Here is a 21,489-nt window from a genome sequence, read left to right as displayed (position 1 = left end):
AGAGATCAACATGGAATGGGTTCACGAATTATTTCAACAGTACGGCTACTACGTTGTACTTGTTGGACTGCTGTTAGAATATATTGCACTTCCGTTTCCGGGAGAGCCAACATTAGCTTATGCAGGATATTTAGCACACACAGGTGAGTTACACTTACCATTATTAATCCTTTTCTCTTTCTTAGGGACAAGCGTTGGGATGACAATTCAATATTTGGTAGGAAACAAGCTTGGGATGCCATTTATTCAAAGGTACGGAAAATATGTCTTTTTAACGCAACGTAAAATTGATTTAACGCGAAAATGGTTTGATAAGTATGGGCATTCTTTAATCTTTATCGCCTTTTTTATTCCTGGTGTACGTCATTTTACAGGATATTTTGCGGGTATCATTAATTTGCCATTTCGCCGCTTTGCGATAACAGTTTATTGCGGGGCGTTATTTTGGGTATCGTTCTTCTTAGTAGGCGGTTATTGGTTAGGTGGCAACATAGATGCTATTTTTGGATTGCTTGAAGATCATATCGGGAAGATTATTATCGGTGTTGTTGTGATTGTGGCGGTAAGTGTAGCTGTACGATTCCGTAAAGAAATTAAACGTGTGTTTGTACAATCAGTAAATTAAAATGATCCATTTCATGTTGAAAAAGGCAGTGCTTAAAGAGAAGCACTGCCTTTTTATTATGAATTACTTTCCACCTGAACATGACTGTCATCTTGTAGTAACTGAAAGATATCTGCCATGCAAAATGCGATAAACCAAGTCCAAAGACCGTGAAAGAAAGCTGTGCTAAGTTGCAGTGGTAAGTCATAATTTGTTGTTGAAAATGAGATACAAGCACCGACGATGCCGATCATTGTTAAAAGCGTCGTTTTTCGAGTGTTTTCTGTCCGGTTGAAAAAGAAGAAAATAAACGAACCTAAAACGGAAGCGCTTACAATGGAATCAATTCCATTAATATATAAATTTTCACCAATAAGAGTATTTGTCCAAAAGCATAAGAGACCGCCTGCTATGGAAAATAACGTTGCGATAATAAGTCTAATATTCTTGTTCATATGTTTTGCTCCTTTATCACTATAATTTGAATAGGAGAACCAATATATAAATCCATTTTGATTTTCCGACATCTTTGTCGAGCTCCACCGACTGTTCTGAGCGAGCCGCCTCCGCTTTTCTTTATAAGTCGCTGCTATGCAGAATACAACGTGACTTGCACGTGCTTTCTCCTTTTGTTTTAAACCTTTTCTGTCGTATATATATTTATTTCTTATTTTTATAATACATAGTATAACATGTTTTAGATTCGAATAAAAATAATTATCAGATATTTTGAATTTTGGAGGATGTTATCTAAAAATAAAAACGCAAGGACATCATCCTTGCGTTTTGTTATATACGTTTAAATCGTCCGACTACTTCTACTGTTTCTGTGATGTTAATAAAAGCGTGCCTATCAACATGCCTTACCAGACGTTTAATTTCTCCTAGTTCATAGCGCGTAACAACTGTGTAAATCATTTTTTTCTTATGGTTTGTATATCCACCGACAGCATCAACCATTGTTACACCGCGAATTCCGTGTTGAAGCAAAGCTCTTTTCACGATATCTCCTTTTTCTGTAACTGTCATCACTGTTAATTTAATGTGCTTTGTATGAATGGAATCGATTACTTTACTTGCTACAAATCGGCTAATCAGTGTGTAAAGTGTAATATCCCATCCAAAAATAAAACCAGCGATTACAAGGAGAATAAGGTTAAAGACAAAGATGATAGATCCAATTGAAATATCCCGATGTTTTGCAACAAGTAACCCAATAATATCGAATCCGCCTGTTGAAGAAGCGAACCGGAAAATGATTCCTGTCGCAGCCCCGCACAGCACACCACCAAAGACAGAAGATAATAAAATATCATCTGAAATTTGATGAACGGGAACAACGTTCATAGCAAACGTCGATACAGTAACGAAATATGCTGTTAAAAAAGTTGTTTTCTTTCCTAAGTAAAAATAACTAAGAAAGAGAAGTGGAATGTTTAATAAAAAGATGAGTGCACCAATGTTGTAGTGCATTAAATAACCGATAATCATCCCAACACCAGTAAAGCCGCCACTAATCATGTGATGTGGAATAAAAAACATATTCATTGAAACTGCATAGAAAATTGAAGCAACTAAAATAACAATCAGTTGAATTACAAATTCTAAATGCCATGTTTTTGCAGCTGGGAATGATAAAAAGGCGGTATCGGGAACGAAATCGGCGTCTCCTAGTTGGCCCATGTCTGTTTTCATCTCCATATTCATTTTTGATTACAAGAAGAGGATAATGCTTTTTTCAACAACTGACAATAGTTTTATTATTATGCAAAAATTTTATAAAATTTCTACAACTTAAACGCATGTATAATAACATGAATATGTCAAATATAAGGAATTTACATGTTGAAGCATTATGATATAATCCTGTCATAAGGATGTGAAGAGATGGAATTTCTGTTGCAAGATGCAATGTTGTATATATCTGTTGTAACAACGGCACTTTGTTTATTAGAAGTTTTGTTTCTCACTAATGTTTCGCGTTTTGTACGCCAACAAACATATAGAGGGAGACAGAAAGCTTTCGCATTTGTGGAAACGTGCGAGAAGCATGTAGGGAATATTTCGTTTTTCTCTATTTTTTATAAACATGGAATGGCCCACTCAGTCCGCAGGCAAGAAGCAAGTGGAGAGAGTGATGATGTAGGTCCGTATATACCAATGTTTCGCTAACGAATTATGAAACATTGGAGGAAGATATATGTTGAAATCATACCGAGCTTGGCTCATAAGTTTATCATTATTATTTGTTGTTGTTTTATCAGGGTGTGCTAATGCAAATGCGAGTGCAAATGCAGCACCAATTGATGCGACTAGTCCTGGATTTTGGAATCACTATATTGTATATCCAATTTCTGTTATGCTGCAGTTTGTGGCACACCATTTGCCGAATCATAGCTTTGGGATTGCCATTATTATTATTACGATTGTAGTTCGTACGATATTATTGCCACTGACGATTACGCAATATCGCAGTCAATTAAAAACAAAGAAAATGCAGCCAGAGCTTCAGAAGTTGAAGGAAAAGTATGGCGATACGACGAAAAATCCGGAGAAACAAAAGCAATATCAGCAAGAAATGATGATTTTAATGAGAACGAACGGTGTGAACCCGGTGATGGGTTGTTTACCATTGTTACTTCAAATGCCAGTCTTTTCGGCATTGTACTATGCTATTAGTCATACGGAAGAGATTCGTTCAGCTTCTTTCTTATGGGTAAATTTGGGACATGCAGATCCATATCACATTTTACCTGCCCTTGCTGCTATGGCAACATTTCTACAGATGAAAATATTGCAGTCCAATATGACAGGAGAACAAAGTCAAGCATTGAAAATCCAGCAATTTATGATGCCGGCAATGATTTTATTTATGGGATTTGCCGCACCGTCAGGACTTGTCTTGTACTGGATTACAAGTAACTTATTTACTGTCGTTCAAACTGTGCTATTAAAGAAAGTAATGGATCGTGAAGGTGGACAGTTGCAAGAGGCGTAGGAGAGAAGATTGTTGTTATAATATAATTAAGGAGTTAACCTGAAATACTGCTTTAGCGGGGTTTTGGTTAACTCTTTTTCTTTGTGAATAACCCCTTCTTTTTTAGATGGGCGAGAGCGGCTGGTCATGTGTAGGAGCGGTCAGTGCCCTTTACTGCCACAGGCGAGGTTTAAAACAAAGAGAGGGAGCGAGTGAAGAGCATATTATGTTTAGCGTTGCGTTGGTGTGCGCGTTGAAAAAGTAAACTTAGTTTCTATATAAAGAAAAGCGGAAAGTGCAAAATGAAAAATGATAAAAAAGCGCTTTTTTAGATGGGCGAGAGCGGCTGGATATGTGTGGGGGTAAGAGAAGTATTTGCTATATTTGTTTTATTTTTATATAACTGTTATATTATAGTATGATAGTTTTATTATGTACTATAAAACAAGCTTGATTTTTTTGAAAAATTCAATATAATGAACATTAATAGTAAATTTCGACATTATAAAAGTATTGATAAGGACATGATCTATTTTTTACGATTTTCAGAGAGGGAAACCTTTGGCTGTGAGTTTCCTAATACGAAAGAATAGTTTACCACCTTTGAACTGCAGCAGTGAACGAGTATCTAGTAATTGTTTGCCGGTAATCGCCGTTATCTGAAACTTGAGCAATTGGTGCTTTATGTCTTCATGCCAATTGGAACAAGGGTGGAACCACGAATATAACACTCGTCCCTTTTATAGGGATGAGTGTTTTTTATTTAAATCAAACTAGGGTTAGAGGGAGGACACATAGTTATGCATCACGATGACAAAAACAAAATTGGCTTAACGATCGCATTATCAATCGTTGTTGGAACAATTATTGGATCTGGCGTGTTTATGAAGCCAGGTAAGGTATTGGATTATGCCGGAAGTTCTAACATGGCAATCTTAGCTTGGGTAATAGGGGGGATTTTAACCTTAGCAAGTGGCTTAACGGTTGCAGAAATTGGAGCACAAATTCCGAAAAATGGTGGTTTGTATACATATCTAGAGGAGATTTATGGTAAGTTTTGGGGCTATTTATCTGGATGGATGCAAACACTTGTATATGGACCAGCAATTATTGGGACGTTGGGATTGTATTTTAGTTCATTAATGTTAAACTTTTTCCACATTGATAAAGTATGGAATTTACCAATTGCGATTGGAACAGTTGTGTTCCTTGGTGCTATAAATAGTGTGGGAACAAAGTATGGGGGCATTGTTCAAACGATAACAACAATTGGAAAAATGATTCCAATTATACTTATTGTTGTAATGGGATTTTGGAAAGGAAATAGCGATGTATTTAACGTTATTGTACCAGAGTCTGCAAATCAAAGCATGGGGATGGCAATTTTAGCAACATTATTTGCATATGATGGCTGGATTCTACTCGCGTCTATCGGCGGTGAAATGAAAAATCCGACAAAGCTATTACCAAAAGCAATGACAGTTGGGATCCTTATTGTAACAGCAGCATATGTATTAATTAACATGGCTCTATTAAAAGTTTTACCGGCACCACAAATTGTTACCTTAAGTGAGAATGCAACAGCAACAGCAGCTGATATGTTATTAGGCCAATATGGCGGAAAATTGATTAGTATAGGTGTTATTGTTTCGATATTCGGATGTTTAAATGGAAAGATTTTAACATTCCCACGTATCCCAGTATCAATGGCAGAGCGTGGTCAGCTTCCGTTCTCAAAATTTATTTCAAAAATTAACGATAAGTTTCAAACGCCAGCAAACGCAATCTTTGTTGAGATTTTACTCGGTATTATTTTAATGTTGATTAGTGATCCGAATGAACTGTCTGAGATTTCCGTATTTATTATTTATATTTTCTATGTTATGACATTTATCGGCGTGTTCATTTTAAGAAAGCGTAATGCAGGACAAAAACGTGAATATAGCGTACCTTTATATCCAATCGTACCGGCATTAGCAATTTTAGGATCATTATTTGTAATTGGAAGTGCGATTATTAATGAGCCAACTAGATGTTTCCTATCAATTGGTATCGTGTTAACAGGATTACCAGTGTATTGGTATTTAAATAAGAAGCAAGTGAATAAATAGAGGTTTGGAAAATAGGCATCTTTTGAAGGTGTCTATTTTTTGTGCAAGGATATGGGAAGAGATTGTGGAATGTGTATATATAAGTAAAAAAACGATATAACCCCCCTTTTTTTAGGTGGGAGACGAGAGCATCCGGCCGTGTATGGAAGCGGTCAGTGCCTATTTCTGCCACGGTCGGTGTTTGAAACAAAGGGAGTAAGCAAGTAGCGGGCATGTGGTATTCTTCATAGCAGTGACAAAATAGATCTATATAAAAAGAGGAGGTGGTAGTTAGGATGGTAGGATCTATGATTGGTGCTCTATTTACTATGCTTCCTATATTTGTGCTTGTCTTTGTACTTCGCTGGATTCGATTTATTTATTTAAACTCAGAGGAACAAATCAAACAAAATGAGCAAATCATCTCATTATTATCGGATATTAAGAAGCAAAATGAAGAACGGACATGAGTAGGAGTACATGTCCGTTTTTTAATAGCGTAGTTTCATTAAGAGGTTTCGGATTTCCTCATCATTCATAAATAAATCATGATGTTTCTCAGTAATTTTCGCAAGGGCAACGTCATGATAGAAAAATTCAGTGAAAAATTTAACGAATGGCTGGGACATTGTTTTCATTGCTTGCCATGCGTTTTGCTCAGCACCCGCAAATAAAATTTCACGATCATCAATAATGATGAGTAAAAAGCGCTCAAGTGCATGGTGCTCTTCTGTTGGGATGAGAAGGTGGATGTTTTCTAATGTTGTATCAAGTCCTCCGACAATAAGTGCTTCTATCTCTACGCCTTGTTTTTTCTTTTCTTCTAGAAACGGCACATAGTCTAAAAATGTATCATTCCACGCTGACATCCGAATCGATTTTTTTGCGCTTTGCACAAGTTGTTTACATTGTGCGTGAATAGAAGATTGTACTTTTAAGCTCCATACACGGTCATCTGTAAATCTTTTTTTCGATACGTTGTTTTGTAACTCTTCAATATTCGCTTGAAATTCTGTCGTTAATTTTTCGATAGCAAGTTGCAGTGGCAGAGCTGTATATAGCTTTTTCTTTTCTGAAACAGAATCCATTACCATGCCTTTGTCAACAAGGCGTACTAATACCTCGTATATTTTTGCCTTTGGAACACCGGAATACTTTACGATGCTCGTTGCATCAAGCGGTTCCTCGCTTGAAACGAGAACTTCATATGCTTGACTTTCATATTGTGAAAAACCGAATCTCTGTAACATAAGTCCTCCCGAACGAAAAAATTCTTATGTCTTAAGGATAAATAACTCTTCATCGGAATACAAGTATAGCTGTTTCATGGCGTATGTTGTCGAGAAGTCTTTATATTGTGTCGAAGCGCCGATAAATTCCGCATTTCCGCCGATATATTGTAAAAAGCGCTGATATATTTTTAAAGAGGAAAAAAATCTTGTACAATGGTAAGGAATCTATAAAAGAGGTGAACAAACATGGCAATTGTTGATGTTACCATTATTCCAGTTGGAACAGGTACTACAAGTGTAAGTGGATATGTAGCAGAAATACAAAAAGTACTTGAGAAAAATGCAGATCGCGTGAAATATCAATTAACACCGATGAATACAATTATTGAAGGCGAACTTCCAGTATTATTTGAAGTCATTCAACAAATGCATGAAGTCCCGTTTTCTAAAGGTGCAGGCCGCGTAGCAACTAATATTCGCGTTGATGATCGCCGTGATAAAGTTAGTTCAATGGAGAAGAAATTACAATCTGTACAATCGAAGTTATAGAGTGTAAGAGAAGCAGCTACATTAGGCTGCTTCTTATTTCATATATAAATACAATTGAAAATCACTTTTATTAGATGGGCGAGTTCTTGGAGCGGTCAGGTCCCTTTCCTGCCCCGTGCAAGGGATTTATATAGCATGACTTAAAAAAGTAGGATAGGAAATTTGTTTCTATCTTTCAATTTCTTTAATATTAAATATAAAAAAGTCTAAAGGGAGATCAAAAGAATGAGCGATAAATTTCAAGAACAATTCGATGGCTTGTTAGAGAAGTATACAGAACTGTTACTAGGAGAGAGCAATGAAGAATATAAGCAAAAGATAGAGAAATGGGCGTTATATTCGTATATCGCGAAAACGATGCCAGCTCTTGTAAAGCATTGGAATGAAACGTATCCAGATGCGAAAGAAGAAATGGTCCAGTTAATTACAGAAATCAAAAAGTTGAACGACGAGCATAGACAGAAGAAGTAAGAAAGCAAACATAAAACCGCCCTTCTTTTTAAGGGAGAGCGAGAGCGGTCAGTGCCTTTTCCTGCCCCGTGCGAGGTGTAAACCAAGCGATCATGTTGTATCCTCCATGGCAGAGGTTTGAATGTTAGTAAATCAAAATGAATATATAAGTTGAGACATAGGAAAAAAATAGGGTACCTGGCTGTGCAAAGAAGCGGCCAGGCCTTTTTTTGGTCACATATAGAGAGAAAAAGCGATTATGCTAATGAATTATTTTTATATAATGTTCATTTGTCATATGAAAGCGACGTCGTATCTTCGTCTTGGCTATAGGATGGAAGACGCAAACCATTTGTCGAATTTATTACTGAGAGATGTAACTGACTATTCACCCCTTAACATTTCGGGATGTCGAAAATTTTTTTGTATGATTTTTCCTTTTGGAATTCGGATATGTAAACATTCTCGTATTATTATGTTAATTATCAAAATAATTATTTGTATCAAATAATTTTAAAGAGTGATATAATTTAGAAGAGGGGTAAAAAACAGACAAAGTACAGTCATAGGGGTGAAAGACATGGAACAATTAATGCGTAATTCTTTCCTGTTTTTATCAAAAAATAAAGCGTTAACAAAACTGGCGAAAAAGTACGGCTTACGCTTTGGAGCGGGGCGCTTTGTTGCGGGAGAAACGATTGACTTAGCAGTAGCTGCCATTAAAGATTTAAACAAACAAAACCTTTGTGTTACGATCGACTATTTGGGGGAATTTGTCGATAACGAAGCAGAGGCAAATGAGATGGCGGATGAATCGATTGAAGCAATTCGTGCAATTGGTCGCGAAAAGCTAGATTCTCAGCTTTCATTAAAAATGACATCTATGGGTCTAGATATTTCAGAAAATCTAGTTATGAACAACATGCGCCGTATTTTAGATGCAGCGAAAGAAAACGGTGTGTTTGTAACAATTGATATGGAAGACTATTCACGTTGTGGGAAAACAATCGACATCTTCAAGAAGTTAAAAGAAGAATATGACAATGTTGGTACAGTAATTCAAGCATATTTATATCGTACTGAAAAAGATATAGATGATTTGAATGCGTATACACCAAATTTACGTCTTGTAAAAGGCGCATATAAAGAGCCAGAGGAAGTTGCATTCCCAGAAAAAAGAGATGTAGATGAAAATTATAAAAAAATTATTAAAACGCACTTATTAAATGGCAATTATACAGCGGTTGCTTCACATGATGATGCAATTATTGAATATACAAAAAAGCTAGCTGAAGAATACAACATTTCGCGTGATCAGTTTGAATTCCAAATGTTATACGGCATTCGCACAGAGCGTCAACTTGAGCTTGTGAAAGAAGGATATAAAATGCGTGTGTATGTACCATATGGAAATGATTGGTACGGCTATTTCATGCGCCGCTTAGCAGAACGTCCAGCTAACGTAGCATTTGTATTAAAAGGAATGGTTAAAAAATAACCAAGGAAGTTTAAACTTCCTTGGTTATTTTAATTGTTCAAAAGCGTATTCTGCCATTTTCTTGGCATCGGGATACACTGTTTTACGTCCAGTAGAGAGCACAACACTAATTACTCTTTTCCCATCTTTTTCATCTATTGTAACGACTGTATATTCTGCTAGTGCAGAAAGACCGCTCTTGCTTCCAATCGCATGTGAATCAGCGTACAGTTCTTCACGTCCATAGTTTGCGATTTTTTTCGTTTGCATAGATGTGTGCACTGTTGTGTGAATAGTATTCATATCTTGTAACACGATTGGGTATTTTAATGCTTCTTTTGTAATAAGTGCTAAATCGTATGGTGAAATTTTATTACCAAGTGCATCAGCTCCGCTTGCGTTTTTAAATGCTGTATGTATTGCTCCCAGTTGTTTTGCGCGTTCATTCATCATTTTTGTAAACTTTTCTTTGGAACCGGCGATATGCTCTGCGATTGATTCGGCAATTGGATCGGCGCTAATGACAAGCATGAGCTTTAATGCTTCATCGCGCTTTAATTTTTCTCCGGCGTGCAGTGTAATTTTTTTGCTTTGGCTTTCTGTTTTTACCGCATGTTCTGTCACGGTAATTTCTTCATCTTCTTTTACATTCTCCAGCAATAGAAGGGTGGTCATCATTTTCGCTATACTCGCTGGATAGGAACGTTCATGTTCACGTTTTCCGTATAAAATGTCTCCTGTTTTTGCATCAATGGTCACGCCATATTTCCCGGATATATCAGGCTGATTGGCTTTAACGATTTGCCTCTGCTCATATAAAGAAAAAATCATTGCAATAAATAATGTAGCTGAAATAACAAGTAGTGTAATGGTTCGTTTCATTATGTACCCTCTTTTATGTATGAAATAGACAGCGATATGGCCCATTTTTCATTATGCCATGTTCGCTGTCTATATTTGTACTATTATTTTTCACCCATGTTTTGTTTCTTATATTGCTGATTATTTCCTTGGCGGCCTTTTTCGATGCCGCGATCAACTGGGCCGGCATTTCCTGTTACGCTTGTTGAGCTAATACCTGCTTTTGATGGATTTCTCTTCATTTTAGCCATAAGTTATGCCTCCGTTTGAACAAGTGTTTGAAGAAAGGAAGTTCACTACATATCATGCCCAAAATGTAAAAAAAGAAATAAGTTCAGAAAATTTTATTTTTAAATATATTGCGAAAATTTTGATGTTAGCATATATTTATTAGTAGAGGCTCAATCATTGATTGCGACGTTTGTCGAAAAATTGAATGAGCATTCATTCAAGAATAAGGGGGAGAATTGGATGTTCCAAATTAAAAAGGCTGCAGTTCTTGGTTCTGGTGTAATGGGTTCTGGAATTGCTGCACATTTAGCTAACATCGGTATACCGACATTATTGCTTGATATTGTACCACCAACGCTGACGAAGGAAGAAGAGGCGAAGGGACTTACATTAGAACATAAAAGTGTACGAAATCGTTTCAGTAGCGGAGCGCTGCAAAAGTTATTAAAGCAAAAACCAGCTCCTCTTACAGTAAAAGGAAACTTAGCGTTAATTGAAGCGGGCAATATGGAAGATGATATGGAACGCCTTGCTGATGTTGATTGGATTATTGAAGTTGTTGTTGAAAATTTAGATATTAAAAAGAAAGTATTTGAAAAGGTAGAAGCTGTTCGTAAACCAGGCTCTATTGTTAGCTCAAATACATCGGGTATTTCCGTTGAAAAGATGATCGAAGGGCGTTCAGATGACTTCAAAAAACATTTCCTAGGAACGCACTTTTTTAATCCACCACGATATTTAAAACTTCTTGAGATTATACCAACAAAAGATACAGATCCACATGTGTTAGACTTCATGAAATTATTTGGCGAAGATGTACTTGGCAAAGGTGTTGTTGTTGCAAAAGACACACCAAACTTTATTGGAAACCGCATCGGTACGTACGGACTACTTGTAACGCTGCAAGAAATGGTAAAACGCGGCTATAGCGTTGGAGAAGTAGATTCTGTAACAGGCCCGTTAATTGGTCGTCCGAAAAGCGCAACGTTCCGCACATTAGATGTTGTCGGATTAGATACATTCGTTCACGTTGCAAATAACGTATATGAAAATGTACAAGAAGAAGAGCGCGAAGTCTTTAAAGTACCAGCTTTCATGCATGACATGTTAGAAAGAAAATGGCTTGGAAGTAAAACAGGTCAAGGCTTCTTCTTAAAACAAGGAAAAGAGATTTTAGAGTTAAATCCTGAAACGATGGAATACGAAGCGCGTAAAAAATTAAAAGCAGCTTCTGTTGAGTTAAGTAAACAAGAAAAAGGATTAGCGAATAAATTGAAAGCGCTTGTATATGCAAAAGACCGCGCTGGTGAATTATTATGGAACATTATTACACCAACTCTTCTATATGCAGCAAAGCTTACGAAAGAAATTGCTGATGATATTGTCGCAATTGATAATGCGATGAAGTGGGGCTTCGGCTGGGAGCAAGGTCCGTTTGAAATTTGGGATGCAATTGGTGTTGAGAAGTCCGTTCAGAAGATGGAAGAGAACGGCCTGGCTGTTCCAAATTGGGTAAAAGAAATGATTGAGAACGGTGTTACATCATTCTATAAACATGATAATGGCGAGAGCTATTACTATGATAACGGTGAGTACAAACAAATCGTTCGTAATAAAAAAGCAATTTCTCTAAAACAATTGAAAGAGAAAAATGGCGTATTAAAGAAAAATAGCGGTGCAAGCTTAATTGACTTAGGGGACGGCGTTCTTTGCTTAGAGTTCCATTCTAAGAGCAATGCAATTGGCATGGATATTACGCAAATGATTAACTATGCTGTTGATGAAGTAGAGAAGAATTATAAAGGGCTTGTTATTGGGAACCAATCGAAAAACTTCTGCGTAGGTGCAAACCTTGCGATGATCTTAATGGAAGCACAAGATGACAACTACTTTGAAATTGAGTGGGTCGTGAAAAACTTCCAAGATGCAATGATGAAAATGAAGTACTCCTCAAAACCAGTTGTGGCAGCGCCTTACGGTATGACACTTGGCGGCGGTACAGAAGTTTGCTTACCGGCAGCTAGTATTCAAGCTTCTAGTGAAACATATATGGGATTAGTAGAAGTTGGTGTTGGTTTAATCCCTGGCGGAGGCGGTAACAAAGAGTTATACATTAAACACCTGAACAAAATGGCAAATGGTGTTGAGTTTGATCTGCAAAAAGTCGCAAACAAAGTGTTTGAAACAGTAGCGATGGCGAAAGTTTCAACATCTGCGCAAGAAGCAGTTTCTCATAACTTCTTAGGCGATAAAGATGGCATTAGTGTCAATGGTGATCACTTACTATACGATGCAAAACAAAAAGCACTTGCTTTATATGAAGCTGGCTATAAAGCACCGATTCGTAAAAAGATTCCAGTTGTTGGGGAAACAGGATATGCAACGCTTGCGCTTGGAGTAGAAGCAATGCATTTATCCGGCTACATTTCCGAGTATGATCTGCACATTGCGAAAAAACTCGCATATGTCATTGCTGGTGGAAAAGTCCCATACGGAACAGAAGTGGATGAGCAATATTTATTAGATATTGAACGCGAGGCGTTTATTAGTTTAGTGAGCGAAATGAAATCACAAGCAAGAATGCAACACATGCTTGTAAAAGGAAAACCATTACGTAACTAAGGGGGAAGATTGTTCATGAGAGAAGCTGTTATTGTTGCAGGAGCAAGAACGCCTGTTGGGAAAGCGAAGAGAGGATCATTAAATACAGTGCGTCCTGATGACTTAGGAGCATTAGTTGTAAAAGAAACGTTAAAACGTGCAAATAACTATGACGGTCCAATTGATGATTTAATTTTTGGCTGTGCGATGCCAGAAGCAGAGCAAGGCTTAAATATGGCGCGTAATATCGGCGGACTAGCAGGACTTTCTTATGACGTTCCAGCTATTACGATTAACCGCTATTGTTCTTCAGGTCTGCAAAGTATCGCTTACGGTGCAGAGCGTATTATGCTTGGTCATTCAGAGTCGGTATTATCAGGCGGCGCTGAATCAATGAGTTTAGTACCAATGATGGGGCACGTTGTTCGTCCGAATAGTCGCCTTGTTGAAGCGGCTCCAGAATATTATATGGGCATGGGACATACTGCTGAACAAGTCGCTGTAAAATATGGCATTTCCCGCGAGGAGCAAGATGCATTTGCGGTAAGAAGTCATCAACGTGCAGCAAAAGCATTAGCAGAAGGAAAGTTTGCTGATGAAACAGTGTCTGTTGATGTAACGCTTCGCACTATTTCGGCAAATAACAAGCTGCAAGAAGAAACAATTGTGTTCGCGCAAGATGAAGGCGTAAGAGCAGATACGACGTTAGAAGTACTTGGAAAACTGCGCCCAGCATTTAATGTGCGCGGCAGTGTAACTGCTGGTAACTCATCACAAATGAGTGACGGCGCAGCAGCGGTACTATTAATGGATCGTGAAAAAGCAGTAAGCGACGGCTTACAGCCACTGGCGAAATTCCGTTCCTTTGCAGTCGCTGGTGTACCGCCAGAAGTAATGGGAATTGGTCCAATTGCAGCGATTCCGAAAGCATTAAAATTAGCAGGCTTAGAATTATCTGATATCGGCCTATTTGAACTAAATGAAGCATTCGCATCGCAATCAATCCAAGTTATTCGCGAACTTGGACTAGATGAAGAAAAAGTAAACGTAAACGGCGGAGCGATTGCCCTTGGACATCCACTTGGCTGTACAGGATCAAAATTAACATTATCTCTTATTCATGAGATGAAACGCCGCAATGAGCAATTCGGTATTGTAACAATGTGTATCGGCGGCGGAATGGGTGCTGCTGGAGTGTTTGAATTACTATAAAAGTGGAAGCGACTCGCTCAGAACGGGAACGGTTAGGGCCCATTTCTGTCACGTGCAAGAGTTTTAAAACAAAGGGAGAAAGCAAGGTGCGGTCATCTTTTGTTTCACATTATACGGTGAATAAACAAAACAGATTTATATAGATAAAAAGCAGATGAAACAAGAGGGTAGGAAAAAAGAAGGCTAGCTTCTCTTAGAACAAGAGAAGCTGCCTATGAAAATATGAAGGAGGAATTTTTCATGGAAAAAACAGTAGGAAGTGCAGTAAAAGGCGGTAGCTTTTTAATTGATGATATTACATTTGAGCAAGTGTTTACGCCGGAAGATTATAGCGATGAGCATAAATTAATTGCGAAAACGACAGAAGATTTTATCGTAAATGAAGTATTGCCAGAGCTTGAATATTTAGAGCAACACGAATTTGATCGCTCTGTTCGCTTATTAAAAGAAGCTGGCGAGCTTGGTTTATTAGGTGCTGATGTGCCAGAAGAGTACGGCGGTATTGGTCTTGATAAAATTAGTTCGGCATTAATCTCAGAGAAATTTTCTCTTGCAGGCGGCTTTGCAATTACGCACGGTGCGCACGTTGGGATTGGATCGTTACCAATCGTATTATTCGGTAATGAAGAGCAAAAGAAAAAATATTTACCAGCGCTAGCAACAGGCGAAAAGTTAGCTGCATACGCATTAACAGAGCCAGGTTCTGGATCTGATGCATTAGGCGCAAAGACAACGGCTCGCTTAAATGCAGAAGGTACACACTACGTATTAAACGGTGAAAAACAATGGATCACAAACTCTGCCTTCGCTGATGTATTTGTTGTATATGCAAAAGTAGACGGCGAACATTTCTCAGCGTTTATCGTAGAGAGAGAATACCCAGGCGTATCTACAGGCCCAGAAGAAAAGAAAATGGGTATTAAATGTTCTTCTACTCGTACATTAATTTTAGAAGATGCATTAGTACCAAAAGAAAATGTACTTGGTGAAATTGGTAAAGGTCATGTTATTGCCTTTAACATTTTAAATATCGGCCGTTATAAATTAGGTGTTGGTACAGTTGGTTCTTCAAAACGTGCGTTAGAAATTTCAGCGCAATATGCAAATCAGCGTCAACAATTTAAACAACCAATTGCTCGTTTTCCATTAATTCAAGAGAAACTTGCGAATATGGCAGCGAAAATCTATGCAGCAGAAAGCTCTGTATATCGTACAGTTGGTTTATTTGAAAGCCGTATGAGCACATTATCCGAAGAAGAAGTAAAAGACGGAAAAGCGGTTGCAGCTTCTATTGCTGAATATGCAATTGAGTGCTCTTTAAACAAAGTATTCGGTTCTGAAGTACTAGACTACGTAGTTGATGAAGGTGTCCAAATCCATGGTGGTTACGGATTTATGGCAGAGTACGAGATTGAAAGAATGTACCGCGACTCTCGTATTAACCGTATTTTCGAAGGTACGAACGAAATTAACCGCTTAATCGTACCAGGAACATTCCTACGTAAAGCAATGAAAGGCGAATTACCACTTTTACAAGAAGCACAAAAATTACAAGAAGAGTTAATGATGATGATGCCAGAAGAAGTAGGCGATGAGCCATTAGCAGCTCAAAAACATTTAGTAAAAAATGCGAAGAAAATCGGCTTAATGATTGCTGGTTTAGCTGCTCAAAAATACGGTAAAGCCTTAGACAAAGAGCAAGAAGTTCTTGTGAATATTGCAGATATCGTAAATAACTTATACGCAATGGAATCAGCTGTTCTTCGTACAGAAAAAGCAATCAAAGCAACTGGCCTTGAGAAGAACAAACAAAAAGTTCTTTACACAGAAGTATTCTGCCAAGAAGCGTTCAACCAAATCGAAGCAGACGCAAAAGAAACAGTTATCGCAGTTGAAAATGGCGACATGCTGCGCATGATGTTATCTGCACTTCGTAAGCTAACACGTCACACACCAATTAACGTTATTCCGAAGAAGCGTGAAATCGCGGCGAAAGTATTAGAGGATGAGCGTTACACAGTTTAATAAAAATGGAGGAGCTGCCTTTTGTGGCTAGCTCCTTTTTTCGCGTTTGATAATATATCAGCGCAAATGGCGGTTTTATCGGCGACCTTTGTGATATATCGTCGATTCGACACGGGAGTGGTTATCTGAAAATTAAGTAAACAACCACTATATTTATGTTATCCTATAAAAAATGGAAAAGAAAGGTTGAAGATATGTACCACTATATTACGGATATATAACGTCTCATTCGGCCGCCGCCTTTACATTGGTTATGTATATTAAACAATGTAAAGGAGCGAAATTGGATATGATGAACAAAAATATACTTACGTTACTTTTTGTACGAATTGTTGCTAATTTCTCGGATAGTCTTTATTACATGGCAACGATATGGTTTGTAAAAGAAACGATGAGTTCTAATACGTGGATTGGGATTGCTAGCTTTGTGACGCTGTTACCTGTTGCATTGCAAATTTTTTACGGACCAATTATTGATAAATATTCGAAAAAGACGTTGTTGTTAATAGCGATGGGAATACAAGCTGTTATTTTGACGTTAATAGTACTTTTATACTACGTCAATCAATTACATCCGCCAGTATTACTTTGGCTTATATTTATCGCAACGCTAGCAGCAGATCTTGGTTATCCAACTGAAAGCGCGTTGATTCCATCTTTAGTAGAAAAAGAGCAGTTAGGTAAAGTGAATTCTGTTTTTGCCTTTACCTACAACAGTTTAGATATTATTTGTAATGCAGTTTCCGGTCTGATTATAGCTACAATTGGAATCGGCATGGTGTATTTCTTTAACTCTATTACGTATGTGATTCTCTTTTTTGTTCTATGGATACTATTGAAATTGCCACGACTGAAACAAAACGAAACGAATCGAATCAGAAAGTTGCGTATAAAAAAGAATTTTTGGAAGGCCTTCGTTATTTTTGGAAACTCGGAGAACTGCGTACATTTATTTGTGTTTTTACGATTATTAATATGCTCATGTGCATTCCGCTCGGGCTTATGCCAATATTGGCACATACAGAGAAAGAATATGGAATGTGGATGACAGCTATATCGATTGGAACTTTATTGGGGAGTATGTTGTCTGGAAAGCTATTCCGTTATCGTTTGAAAAGTGTTTTTGTTACAGTTAATTTTATCGGTGGAAGTGCTTGGTTTTTATCGTATTTGTTTTTATCAAGCTCTTTACTTTCGGCACTTGTTCTACTTGCTATGTCGTGGATGATGATTGGTGTAATGGGTGTGCAATTTCAAACGATACTGCAAACAAGTATTGATGGGGAGTATTTAGGGAGAGCATTAACAGTTGTGTATGCGATTCAAGGTGCGCTGGCTCCTTTAGGATACTTACTTGGCGGCGTATTAGCTGATTATGTACCAACATCTCAATTGTATAGTATAGGGGCAATTACTCTATTATTAGCGGGAATGTATTTTACACAAAGCCCATTTTTGTCTTATAAGATAGAGGAAGCGGCCTTTAGAGAAAGAGATAATGTAGAAAGGTATTGATGTCATGTCAATTGAACAAGAATTATATGAAGCAGCCATTCAATTTGTGAAGAAACGCTATCCTATAGGTTGGGGAGGGGCGGCAGCAATGTGTACGGAAGATGGCGATATATTGATTAGTGTTGCTCCTGAAGTTATTAATGATTCAACTGAATTATGTATGGAAACTGGGGCGATATGTGAGGCGCATAAGTTAAATAAGAGGATCACACATAGTATTTGTGTGACAAGAGATGACGAACATGATGAATTTAAAGTATTGACCCCATGCGGCGTTTGCCAAGAGCGTTTATTTTATTGGGGCTCGGATGTGAAAGCGGCAATTTATTCTCGAGAGGGAAAACTTATTTTCAAGACGTTACAAGAAATACAGCCGTATCATTGGTATGAGGCATACAAAGATTGCAAAGAGTAATTTAATTAGGGGAAAGGAAGTAGTCATATAAAACGACTACTTCTTCTTTTTTTGCCCAAAAATGGAATTTCTAGTGACAAAAACTAATGGCATTAGTATAATAAAACTAATACCATTAGTTTTCGGAAAGGGAGCTGGAAATATGAGAATGATGCACGAAAAAACAGTATATCAATTGTCATTTTTACCAAGAGTGTTTCCTGTGAATTGTTACTTTGTGGAGGAAGAAGAGGGGTTAACTTTAATTGATGCGGCACTTCCATATAGCGCAAAAGGTATTTTACAAGCGGCTCAGAAAATAGGAAAGCCGATTACGAAAATTGTATTAACGCATGCACATGATGATCACATCGGTGCACTAGACGCATTGAAGGAAGTACTGCCTAATGTTCCTGTTTATATTTCTAAGCGGGATGCTAGGCTGTTAGAAGGAGATACGACATTACAAAGAGATGAACCGAATACGCCAATAAAAGGCGGTGTCCCGAAACAAGTGAAGACAGGGCCAGATGTTTTATTAGCGGATGGGGACCGAATTGGATCGCTTCTTGCGATTATGACGCCGGGACATACACCAGGATCCATGTCGTTTCTTGATACGCGAAATAACGCTCTTATTGTGGGGGATGCCTTTCAAACAAGAGGGGGCATGGCTGTTTCGGGACAAATGAAATTTTGGTTTCCGTTTCCTGCGATGGCAACGTGGAGTAAAGAAGTAGCATTGCAGAGCGCAGAGAAGCTAAGATCCTATGAACCTTCCTTACTTGCAACAGGGCATGGAAAAATGATAAAGGATCCAGGCGCTGCAATAGAGCTTGCTATTAAGGAAGCAAAGCGAAATGTAGAAAGTATGAAGGAGGGTTAATTTATGTCACCGAGAATCGGACTTACATTACAGAAAATTGTAGATACAGCGGCAGAAATCGCAGATACAAATGGCATACAAGAGGTAACATTAGCGTCATTATCGCAAAGGCTCGGAATACGTTCCCCCTCTCTATATAATCATGTGAAAGGGTTACAAGATGTACGGAAAAATCTTGGTATTTACGGAATAGAGCAGCTACACGGGGCGCTGAAAGAGGCGGTAGAGGATAAAAGTATGGACGAGGCAATTTACGCATTAGGAGAAGCGTACGTATCGTTTGTCCGAAAACATCCTGGATTGTATGAAGCAACTTTTTTACGAGATGAAGAAGTGCAGCAAACGGGGGACGGAATTGTAGAGCTTTGCCTTCAAATTTTACAGCAATACGGATTAGAAGGAGAGAAAGCATTGCATGCGACGCGCGGAATAAGAAGTATTTGTCATGGTTTTGCTTCGATTGAACAGCAAGGTGGATTCGGGTTGCCGCTGGATTTAGATGTGAGCTTACATTTATTATTGGAAACATTTATTAAAGGACTGCATGTGATGAAAGAATAAAACCTTAGAAGCGATTCTAAGGTTTTTTCGTGCATACAAATTCCCAAAAAAATAAATACTAAATCGTGAATGAACAAAGAAAGGAAGGCTGTTACAATGCAAAATTTAACTGAACTTGAAGTAGAGAATTTACGTCATCTGATTGGCGGGCATGCAACAGTTATTAACAAATTACAAGAGTATGCACAGACATGTACGGATCCGCAGCTTAGGCAGATTCTGCAAAAAGATGTGCAAGATGCCCAAAATACGAAACAACAATTAATGTCTTTTTTAGGATAGGGGTGTAGAGAACATGAATGAAAAAGATATGGTAAATGATTATTTAGCTGGGTTAAATGCAAGTTTAACGGGTTATGCAAATTATATTGCGCAAGCGAATAATGAACAATTACATCAAACGTTAATTCAAATTCGTAATCAAGATGAAGTAAGGCAGCGCAATCTATATGAGTATGCGATGCAAAAGGGCTATTATCAGCCAGCAGCGCCAGCTAATCCAATGGTTGTTCAGCAGTTAAAGAATCAATTAAGCGCGCAATAAAGTGAAACTTCCATTAGTGACGCTTTTCTCACTGCTGGAAAGCCCGCCTATCTTCTTTGTTTCTCTCTCAATCTTGAGGTGAGGGTCTAGCGGGATAAGAACAGACATATTTCAAAACGGGTAACGTAATTGAGACGTTACTCGTTTTTTTGTGAAGGTATCGGGGCTTTGTCGAAATTATGTGAAAAGGGACATAAAATGTCCATAATATTGTGAAATAGTTCACAAGTTGTACATGGTTTTTACGGTGAAAACTTTTATAATAAAAAGTGTAAGATACATAAAACAAAGAAGATTACATAGAAACAGGAGAGATGGTTATGAATAGAAGTACAAGAAAAATTGCAATTATAGGTACAGGATTAGTTGGATCTAGCTGTGCGTACTCTATTGTGAATCAAGGAATCTGTGAAGAGTTAGCGTTAATTGATATTAATCATGAACGAGCAGTTGGCGAAGCGATGGATTTGTCTCACTGCATTAATTTTACAAATACAAGAACAAAAGTATATGCAGGCGATTATGAAGACTGCAAAGATATGGACATTGTCATTATTACAGCAGGAGCTGCTCCAAAGCCAGGACAAAGTCGTCTTGATACTTTAGGAGCAAGTGCAAAAATTATGGAAAGTGTCGTATCAGGAGTTATGGAAAGCGGCTTTCAAGGTATTTTCTTAATTGCTTCTAATCCAGTTGATATTATTACTTACCAAGTTTGGAAGTTATCAGGTCTTCCGAGAAACCGTGTGATTGGTACTGGGACATCTTTAGATTCTTCTCGCTTAAAAACAATTTTGTCTGAAATATTTGATGTGGATCCTCGTAGCATTCATGGTTACTCATTAGGAGAACATGGCGATTCACAAATGGTTGCTTGGTCTCACGTAACAGTTGGTGGAAAACCGATGCTACAAATTTTAAAAGAGCAAAAAGAACGCTTTGCGGATATTGATTTAGATTCGATTGTTGAACAAACATCAAAAGCAGGTTGGGAAATTTATAAACGAAAAGGAACAACATACTACGGTATTGGGAACTCCTTAGCTTATATTGCACGTTCCATTTTTAATGATGATTATCGTGTTATTGCGGTATCAACAATCCTAGATGGTGAATATGGTGAATATGAAATTTGTACAGGTGTTCCAGCCATCATAACAAGAGATGGTGTGAAAGAGATTGTTGAGTTGAATTTAACAGAAGATGAAGAAAGAAAATTCGCAGCATCAAATGATATTTTACGTGACTATATGAAAGTAATTGGTTACTAAACTAGAAGA

The 21,489-nt window shown here is 37.7% G+C and carries 23 protein-coding genes, 1 pseudogene and 1 other annotated feature; of the genes and pseudogenes, 19 read left to right on the top strand and 5 right to left on the bottom strand.

From position 1 onward, the window contains the following. The first annotated feature begins 10 nt into the window (after nucleotides 1-10). Complete coding sequence (locus tag BR72_RS11550; protein ID WP_035433166.1) at nucleotides 11-625, top strand: DedA family protein; 615 nt, start codon at nucleotides 11-13, stop codon at nucleotides 623-625. A gap of 56 nt (nucleotides 626-681) precedes the next feature. On the opposite strand, the gene BR72_RS11545 is transcribed toward BR72_RS11550, so the two are convergent. Together BR72_RS11545 and BR72_RS11540 are read right to left on the bottom strand one after the other, a co-directional pair. Next, nucleotides 682-1,059 carry a DUF3938 domain-containing protein gene (locus BR72_RS11545; RefSeq protein ID WP_035433249.1) on the bottom strand — a complete coding sequence of 126 codons (378 nt, stop codon included), beginning with the start codon at nucleotides 1,057-1,059 and terminating at the stop codon, nucleotides 682-684. A 334-nt stretch (nucleotides 1,060-1,393) separates the two neighbouring features. After that, nucleotides 1,394-2,287, bottom strand: coding sequence for a YitT family protein (locus tag BR72_RS11540; protein WP_035433165.1), 894 nt, complete (start codon nucleotides 2,285-2,287; stop codon nucleotides 1,394-1,396). A gap of 204 nt (nucleotides 2,288-2,491) precedes the next feature. Here BR72_RS11540 and BR72_RS11535 point away from each other — a divergent pair, with 204 nt between their 5' ends. The 4 genes from BR72_RS11535 (at nucleotide 2,492) to BR72_RS26720 (ending at nucleotide 6,141) form a co-directional block, all read left to right on the top strand. Next, on the top strand, nucleotides 2,492-2,776 hold the full coding sequence (locus BR72_RS11535; protein WP_035433163.1) for a hypothetical protein: 285 nt from the start codon (nucleotides 2,492-2,494) through the stop codon (nucleotides 2,774-2,776). Between the two features lie 28 nt (nucleotides 2,777-2,804). Beyond that, the gene (gene yidC / locus BR72_RS11530; protein ID WP_035433161.1) at nucleotides 2,805-3,602 is read left to right on the top strand and encodes a membrane protein insertase YidC; all 798 of its coding nucleotides are present in this window, start codon (nucleotides 2,805-2,807) and stop codon (nucleotides 3,600-3,602) included. Nucleotides 3,603-4,085: 483 nt separating this feature from the next. Next, nucleotides 4,086-4,323 (top strand) — a binding site (T-box leader). A gap of 58 nt (nucleotides 4,324-4,381) precedes the next feature. Continuing rightward, the gene (locus tag BR72_RS11525; protein ID WP_035433159.1) at nucleotides 4,382-5,692 is read left to right on the top strand and encodes an APC family permease; all 1,311 of its coding nucleotides are present in this window, start codon (nucleotides 4,382-4,384) and stop codon (nucleotides 5,690-5,692) included. A 275-nt stretch (nucleotides 5,693-5,967) separates the two neighbouring features. Then, the gene (locus tag BR72_RS26720) at nucleotides 5,968-6,141 is read left to right on the top strand and encodes a hypothetical protein (protein ID WP_090998956.1); all 174 of its coding nucleotides are present in this window, start codon (nucleotides 5,968-5,970) and stop codon (nucleotides 6,139-6,141) included. Nucleotides 6,142-6,162: 21 nt separating this feature from the next. Here the strand turns inward: BR72_RS26720 and BR72_RS11520 are convergent, their stop codons facing one another. Beyond that, entirely contained in the window at nucleotides 6,163-6,921 is a 759-nt protein-coding gene (locus BR72_RS11520; protein ID WP_035433157.1) for a TrmB family transcriptional regulator, read from the bottom strand. A gap of 228 nt (nucleotides 6,922-7,149) precedes the next feature. On the opposite strand from BR72_RS11520, the gene BR72_RS11515 reads away from it, so the two are divergent. From BR72_RS11515 to BR72_RS11505, 3 genes are all read left to right on the top strand, one after another. Beyond that, nucleotides 7,150-7,452, top strand: coding sequence for an MTH1187 family thiamine-binding protein (locus tag BR72_RS11515; RefSeq protein WP_035433155.1), 303 nt, complete (start codon nucleotides 7,150-7,152; stop codon nucleotides 7,450-7,452). A gap of 225 nt (nucleotides 7,453-7,677) precedes the next feature. Next, entirely contained in the window at nucleotides 7,678-7,923 is a 246-nt protein-coding gene (locus BR72_RS11510; protein WP_035433153.1) for a YusU family protein, read from the top strand. A 559-nt stretch (nucleotides 7,924-8,482) separates the two neighbouring features. Next, complete coding sequence (locus BR72_RS11505) at nucleotides 8,483-9,400, top strand: proline dehydrogenase family protein (protein WP_035433151.1); 918 nt, start codon at nucleotides 8,483-8,485, stop codon at nucleotides 9,398-9,400. 24 nt (nucleotides 9,401-9,424) lie between these two features. Here the strand turns inward: BR72_RS11505 and BR72_RS11500 are convergent, their stop codons facing one another. After that, nucleotides 9,425-10,261 carry a D-alanyl-D-alanine carboxypeptidase family protein gene (locus BR72_RS11500; RefSeq protein WP_035433149.1) on the bottom strand — a complete coding sequence of 279 codons (837 nt, stop codon included), beginning with the start codon at nucleotides 10,259-10,261 and terminating at the stop codon, nucleotides 9,425-9,427. 83 nt (nucleotides 10,262-10,344) lie between these two features. Beyond that, nucleotides 10,345-10,491 (bottom strand): YuzL family protein, encoded by a 147-nt coding sequence (locus BR72_RS25585; RefSeq protein WP_020062328.1) that lies wholly within the window; start codon nucleotides 10,489-10,491, stop codon nucleotides 10,345-10,347. A gap of 220 nt (nucleotides 10,492-10,711) precedes the next feature. Between BR72_RS25585 and BR72_RS11495 the strand changes: the two genes are divergently transcribed. The 11 genes and pseudogenes from BR72_RS11495 (at nucleotide 10,712) to BR72_RS11445 (ending at nucleotide 21,480) form a co-directional block, all read left to right on the top strand. Next, on the top strand, nucleotides 10,712-13,093 hold the full coding sequence (locus BR72_RS11495; protein ID WP_035433147.1) for a 3-hydroxyacyl-CoA dehydrogenase/enoyl-CoA hydratase family protein: 2,382 nt from the start codon (nucleotides 10,712-10,714) through the stop codon (nucleotides 13,091-13,093). A 15-nt stretch (nucleotides 13,094-13,108) separates the two neighbouring features. Beyond that, nucleotides 13,109-14,284, top strand: coding sequence for an acetyl-CoA C-acetyltransferase (locus BR72_RS11490; protein ID WP_035433144.1), 1,176 nt, complete (start codon nucleotides 13,109-13,111; stop codon nucleotides 14,282-14,284). 240 nt (nucleotides 14,285-14,524) lie between these two features. Beyond that, on the top strand, nucleotides 14,525-16,309 hold the full coding sequence (locus BR72_RS11485; RefSeq protein WP_035433141.1) for an acyl-CoA dehydrogenase family protein: 1,785 nt from the start codon (nucleotides 14,525-14,527) through the stop codon (nucleotides 16,307-16,309). A 253-nt stretch (nucleotides 16,310-16,562) separates the two neighbouring features. After that, nucleotides 16,563-17,216 (top strand): annotated as a pseudogene (locus tag BR72_RS27095) (MFS transporter); the annotation flags it as partial. Next, entirely contained in the window at nucleotides 17,135-17,824 is a 690-nt protein-coding gene (locus BR72_RS25580) for an MFS transporter (protein WP_231559710.1), read from the top strand. The pseudogene BR72_RS27095 and the gene BR72_RS25580, both read left to right, overlap by 82 nt. A gap of 4 nt (nucleotides 17,825-17,828) precedes the next feature. Then, on the top strand, nucleotides 17,829-18,239 hold the full coding sequence (locus BR72_RS11470) for a cytidine deaminase (protein ID WP_035433137.1): 411 nt from the start codon (nucleotides 17,829-17,831) through the stop codon (nucleotides 18,237-18,239). A gap of 142 nt (nucleotides 18,240-18,381) precedes the next feature. Beyond that, nucleotides 18,382-19,104, top strand: a complete 723-nt coding sequence (locus tag BR72_RS11465) for an MBL fold metallo-hydrolase (protein WP_035433136.1) — start codon at nucleotides 18,382-18,384, stop codon at nucleotides 19,102-19,104. A gap of 3 nt (nucleotides 19,105-19,107) precedes the next feature. Next, nucleotides 19,108-19,665, top strand: coding sequence for a TetR/AcrR family transcriptional regulator (locus BR72_RS11460; RefSeq protein ID WP_035433135.1), 558 nt, complete (start codon nucleotides 19,108-19,110; stop codon nucleotides 19,663-19,665). A 96-nt stretch (nucleotides 19,666-19,761) separates the two neighbouring features. Beyond that, a complete protein-coding gene (locus BR72_RS11455) occupies nucleotides 19,762-19,947 on the top strand; it encodes a hypothetical protein (RefSeq protein WP_035433134.1) in 186 nt (61 codons plus the stop codon). A 13-nt stretch (nucleotides 19,948-19,960) separates the two neighbouring features. After that, nucleotides 19,961-20,209 (top strand): spore coat protein, encoded by a 249-nt coding sequence (locus BR72_RS11450; RefSeq protein WP_035433132.1) that lies wholly within the window; start codon nucleotides 19,961-19,963, stop codon nucleotides 20,207-20,209. A 320-nt stretch (nucleotides 20,210-20,529) separates the two neighbouring features. Beyond that, a complete protein-coding gene (locus BR72_RS11445) occupies nucleotides 20,530-21,480 on the top strand; it encodes an L-lactate dehydrogenase (protein ID WP_035433130.1) in 951 nt (316 codons plus the stop codon). The last annotated feature ends 9 nt before the right edge of the window (nucleotides 21,481-21,489 follow it).

It is taken from the genome of Bacillus sp. UNC322MFChir4.1, from assembly GCF_000746135.1.
GTDB lineage: Bacteria > Bacillota > Bacilli > Bacillales > Bacillaceae_G > Bacillus_A.
The sequence above is the reverse complement of the archived record's forward strand: the minus strand, read 5'-3'. Positions and strand labels throughout refer to the sequence as shown.

Excerpts from the sequence above, each read along its gene's own strand:
- BR72_RS11550 (WP_035433166.1), top strand. The coding sequence starts at position 11 with ATGGAATGGGTTCACGAATTATTTCAACAGTACGGCTACTACGTTGTA.
- BR72_RS11545 (WP_035433249.1), bottom strand. The coding sequence starts at position 1,059 with ATGAACAAGAATATTAGACTTATTATCGCAACGTTATTTTCCATAGCA.
- BR72_RS11540 (WP_035433165.1), bottom strand. The coding sequence starts at position 2,287 with ATGGGCCAACTAGGAGACGCCGATTTCGTTCCCGATACCGCCTTTTTA.
- BR72_RS11535 (WP_035433163.1), top strand. The coding sequence starts at position 2,492 with ATGGAATTTCTGTTGCAAGATGCAATGTTGTATATATCTGTTGTAACA.
- yidC (WP_035433161.1), top strand. The coding sequence starts at position 2,805 with ATGTTGAAATCATACCGAGCTTGGCTCATAAGTTTATCATTATTATTT.
- BR72_RS11525 (WP_035433159.1), top strand. The coding sequence starts at position 4,382 with ATGCATCACGATGACAAAAACAAAATTGGCTTAACGATCGCATTATCA.
- BR72_RS26720 (WP_090998956.1), top strand. The coding sequence starts at position 5,968 with ATGGTAGGATCTATGATTGGTGCTCTATTTACTATGCTTCCTATATTT.
- BR72_RS11520 (WP_035433157.1), bottom strand. The coding sequence starts at position 6,921 with ATGTTACAGAGATTCGGTTTTTCACAATATGAAAGTCAAGCATATGAA.
- BR72_RS11515 (WP_035433155.1), top strand. The coding sequence starts at position 7,150 with ATGGCAATTGTTGATGTTACCATTATTCCAGTTGGAACAGGTACTACA.
- BR72_RS11510 (WP_035433153.1), top strand. The coding sequence starts at position 7,678 with ATGAGCGATAAATTTCAAGAACAATTCGATGGCTTGTTAGAGAAGTAT.
- BR72_RS11505 (WP_035433151.1), top strand. The coding sequence starts at position 8,483 with ATGGAACAATTAATGCGTAATTCTTTCCTGTTTTTATCAAAAAATAAA.
- BR72_RS11500 (WP_035433149.1), bottom strand. The coding sequence starts at position 10,261 with ATGAAACGAACCATTACACTACTTGTTATTTCAGCTACATTATTTATT.
- BR72_RS25585 (WP_020062328.1), bottom strand. The coding sequence starts at position 10,491 with ATGGCTAAAATGAAGAGAAATCCATCAAAAGCAGGTATTAGCTCAACA.
- BR72_RS11495 (WP_035433147.1), top strand. The coding sequence starts at position 10,712 with ATGTTCCAAATTAAAAAGGCTGCAGTTCTTGGTTCTGGTGTAATGGGT.
- BR72_RS11490 (WP_035433144.1), top strand. The coding sequence starts at position 13,109 with ATGAGAGAAGCTGTTATTGTTGCAGGAGCAAGAACGCCTGTTGGGAAA.
- BR72_RS11485 (WP_035433141.1), top strand. The coding sequence starts at position 14,525 with ATGGAAAAAACAGTAGGAAGTGCAGTAAAAGGCGGTAGCTTTTTAATT.
- BR72_RS25580 (WP_231559710.1), top strand. The coding sequence starts at position 17,135 with ATGGATACTATTGAAATTGCCACGACTGAAACAAAACGAAACGAATCG.
- BR72_RS11470 (WP_035433137.1), top strand. The coding sequence starts at position 17,829 with ATGTCAATTGAACAAGAATTATATGAAGCAGCCATTCAATTTGTGAAG.
- BR72_RS11465 (WP_035433136.1), top strand. The coding sequence starts at position 18,382 with ATGAGAATGATGCACGAAAAAACAGTATATCAATTGTCATTTTTACCA.
- BR72_RS11460 (WP_035433135.1), top strand. The coding sequence starts at position 19,108 with ATGTCACCGAGAATCGGACTTACATTACAGAAAATTGTAGATACAGCG.
- BR72_RS11455 (WP_035433134.1), top strand. The coding sequence starts at position 19,762 with ATGCAAAATTTAACTGAACTTGAAGTAGAGAATTTACGTCATCTGATT.
- BR72_RS11450 (WP_035433132.1), top strand. The coding sequence starts at position 19,961 with ATGAATGAAAAAGATATGGTAAATGATTATTTAGCTGGGTTAAATGCA.
- BR72_RS11445 (WP_035433130.1), top strand. The coding sequence starts at position 20,530 with ATGAATAGAAGTACAAGAAAAATTGCAATTATAGGTACAGGATTAGTT.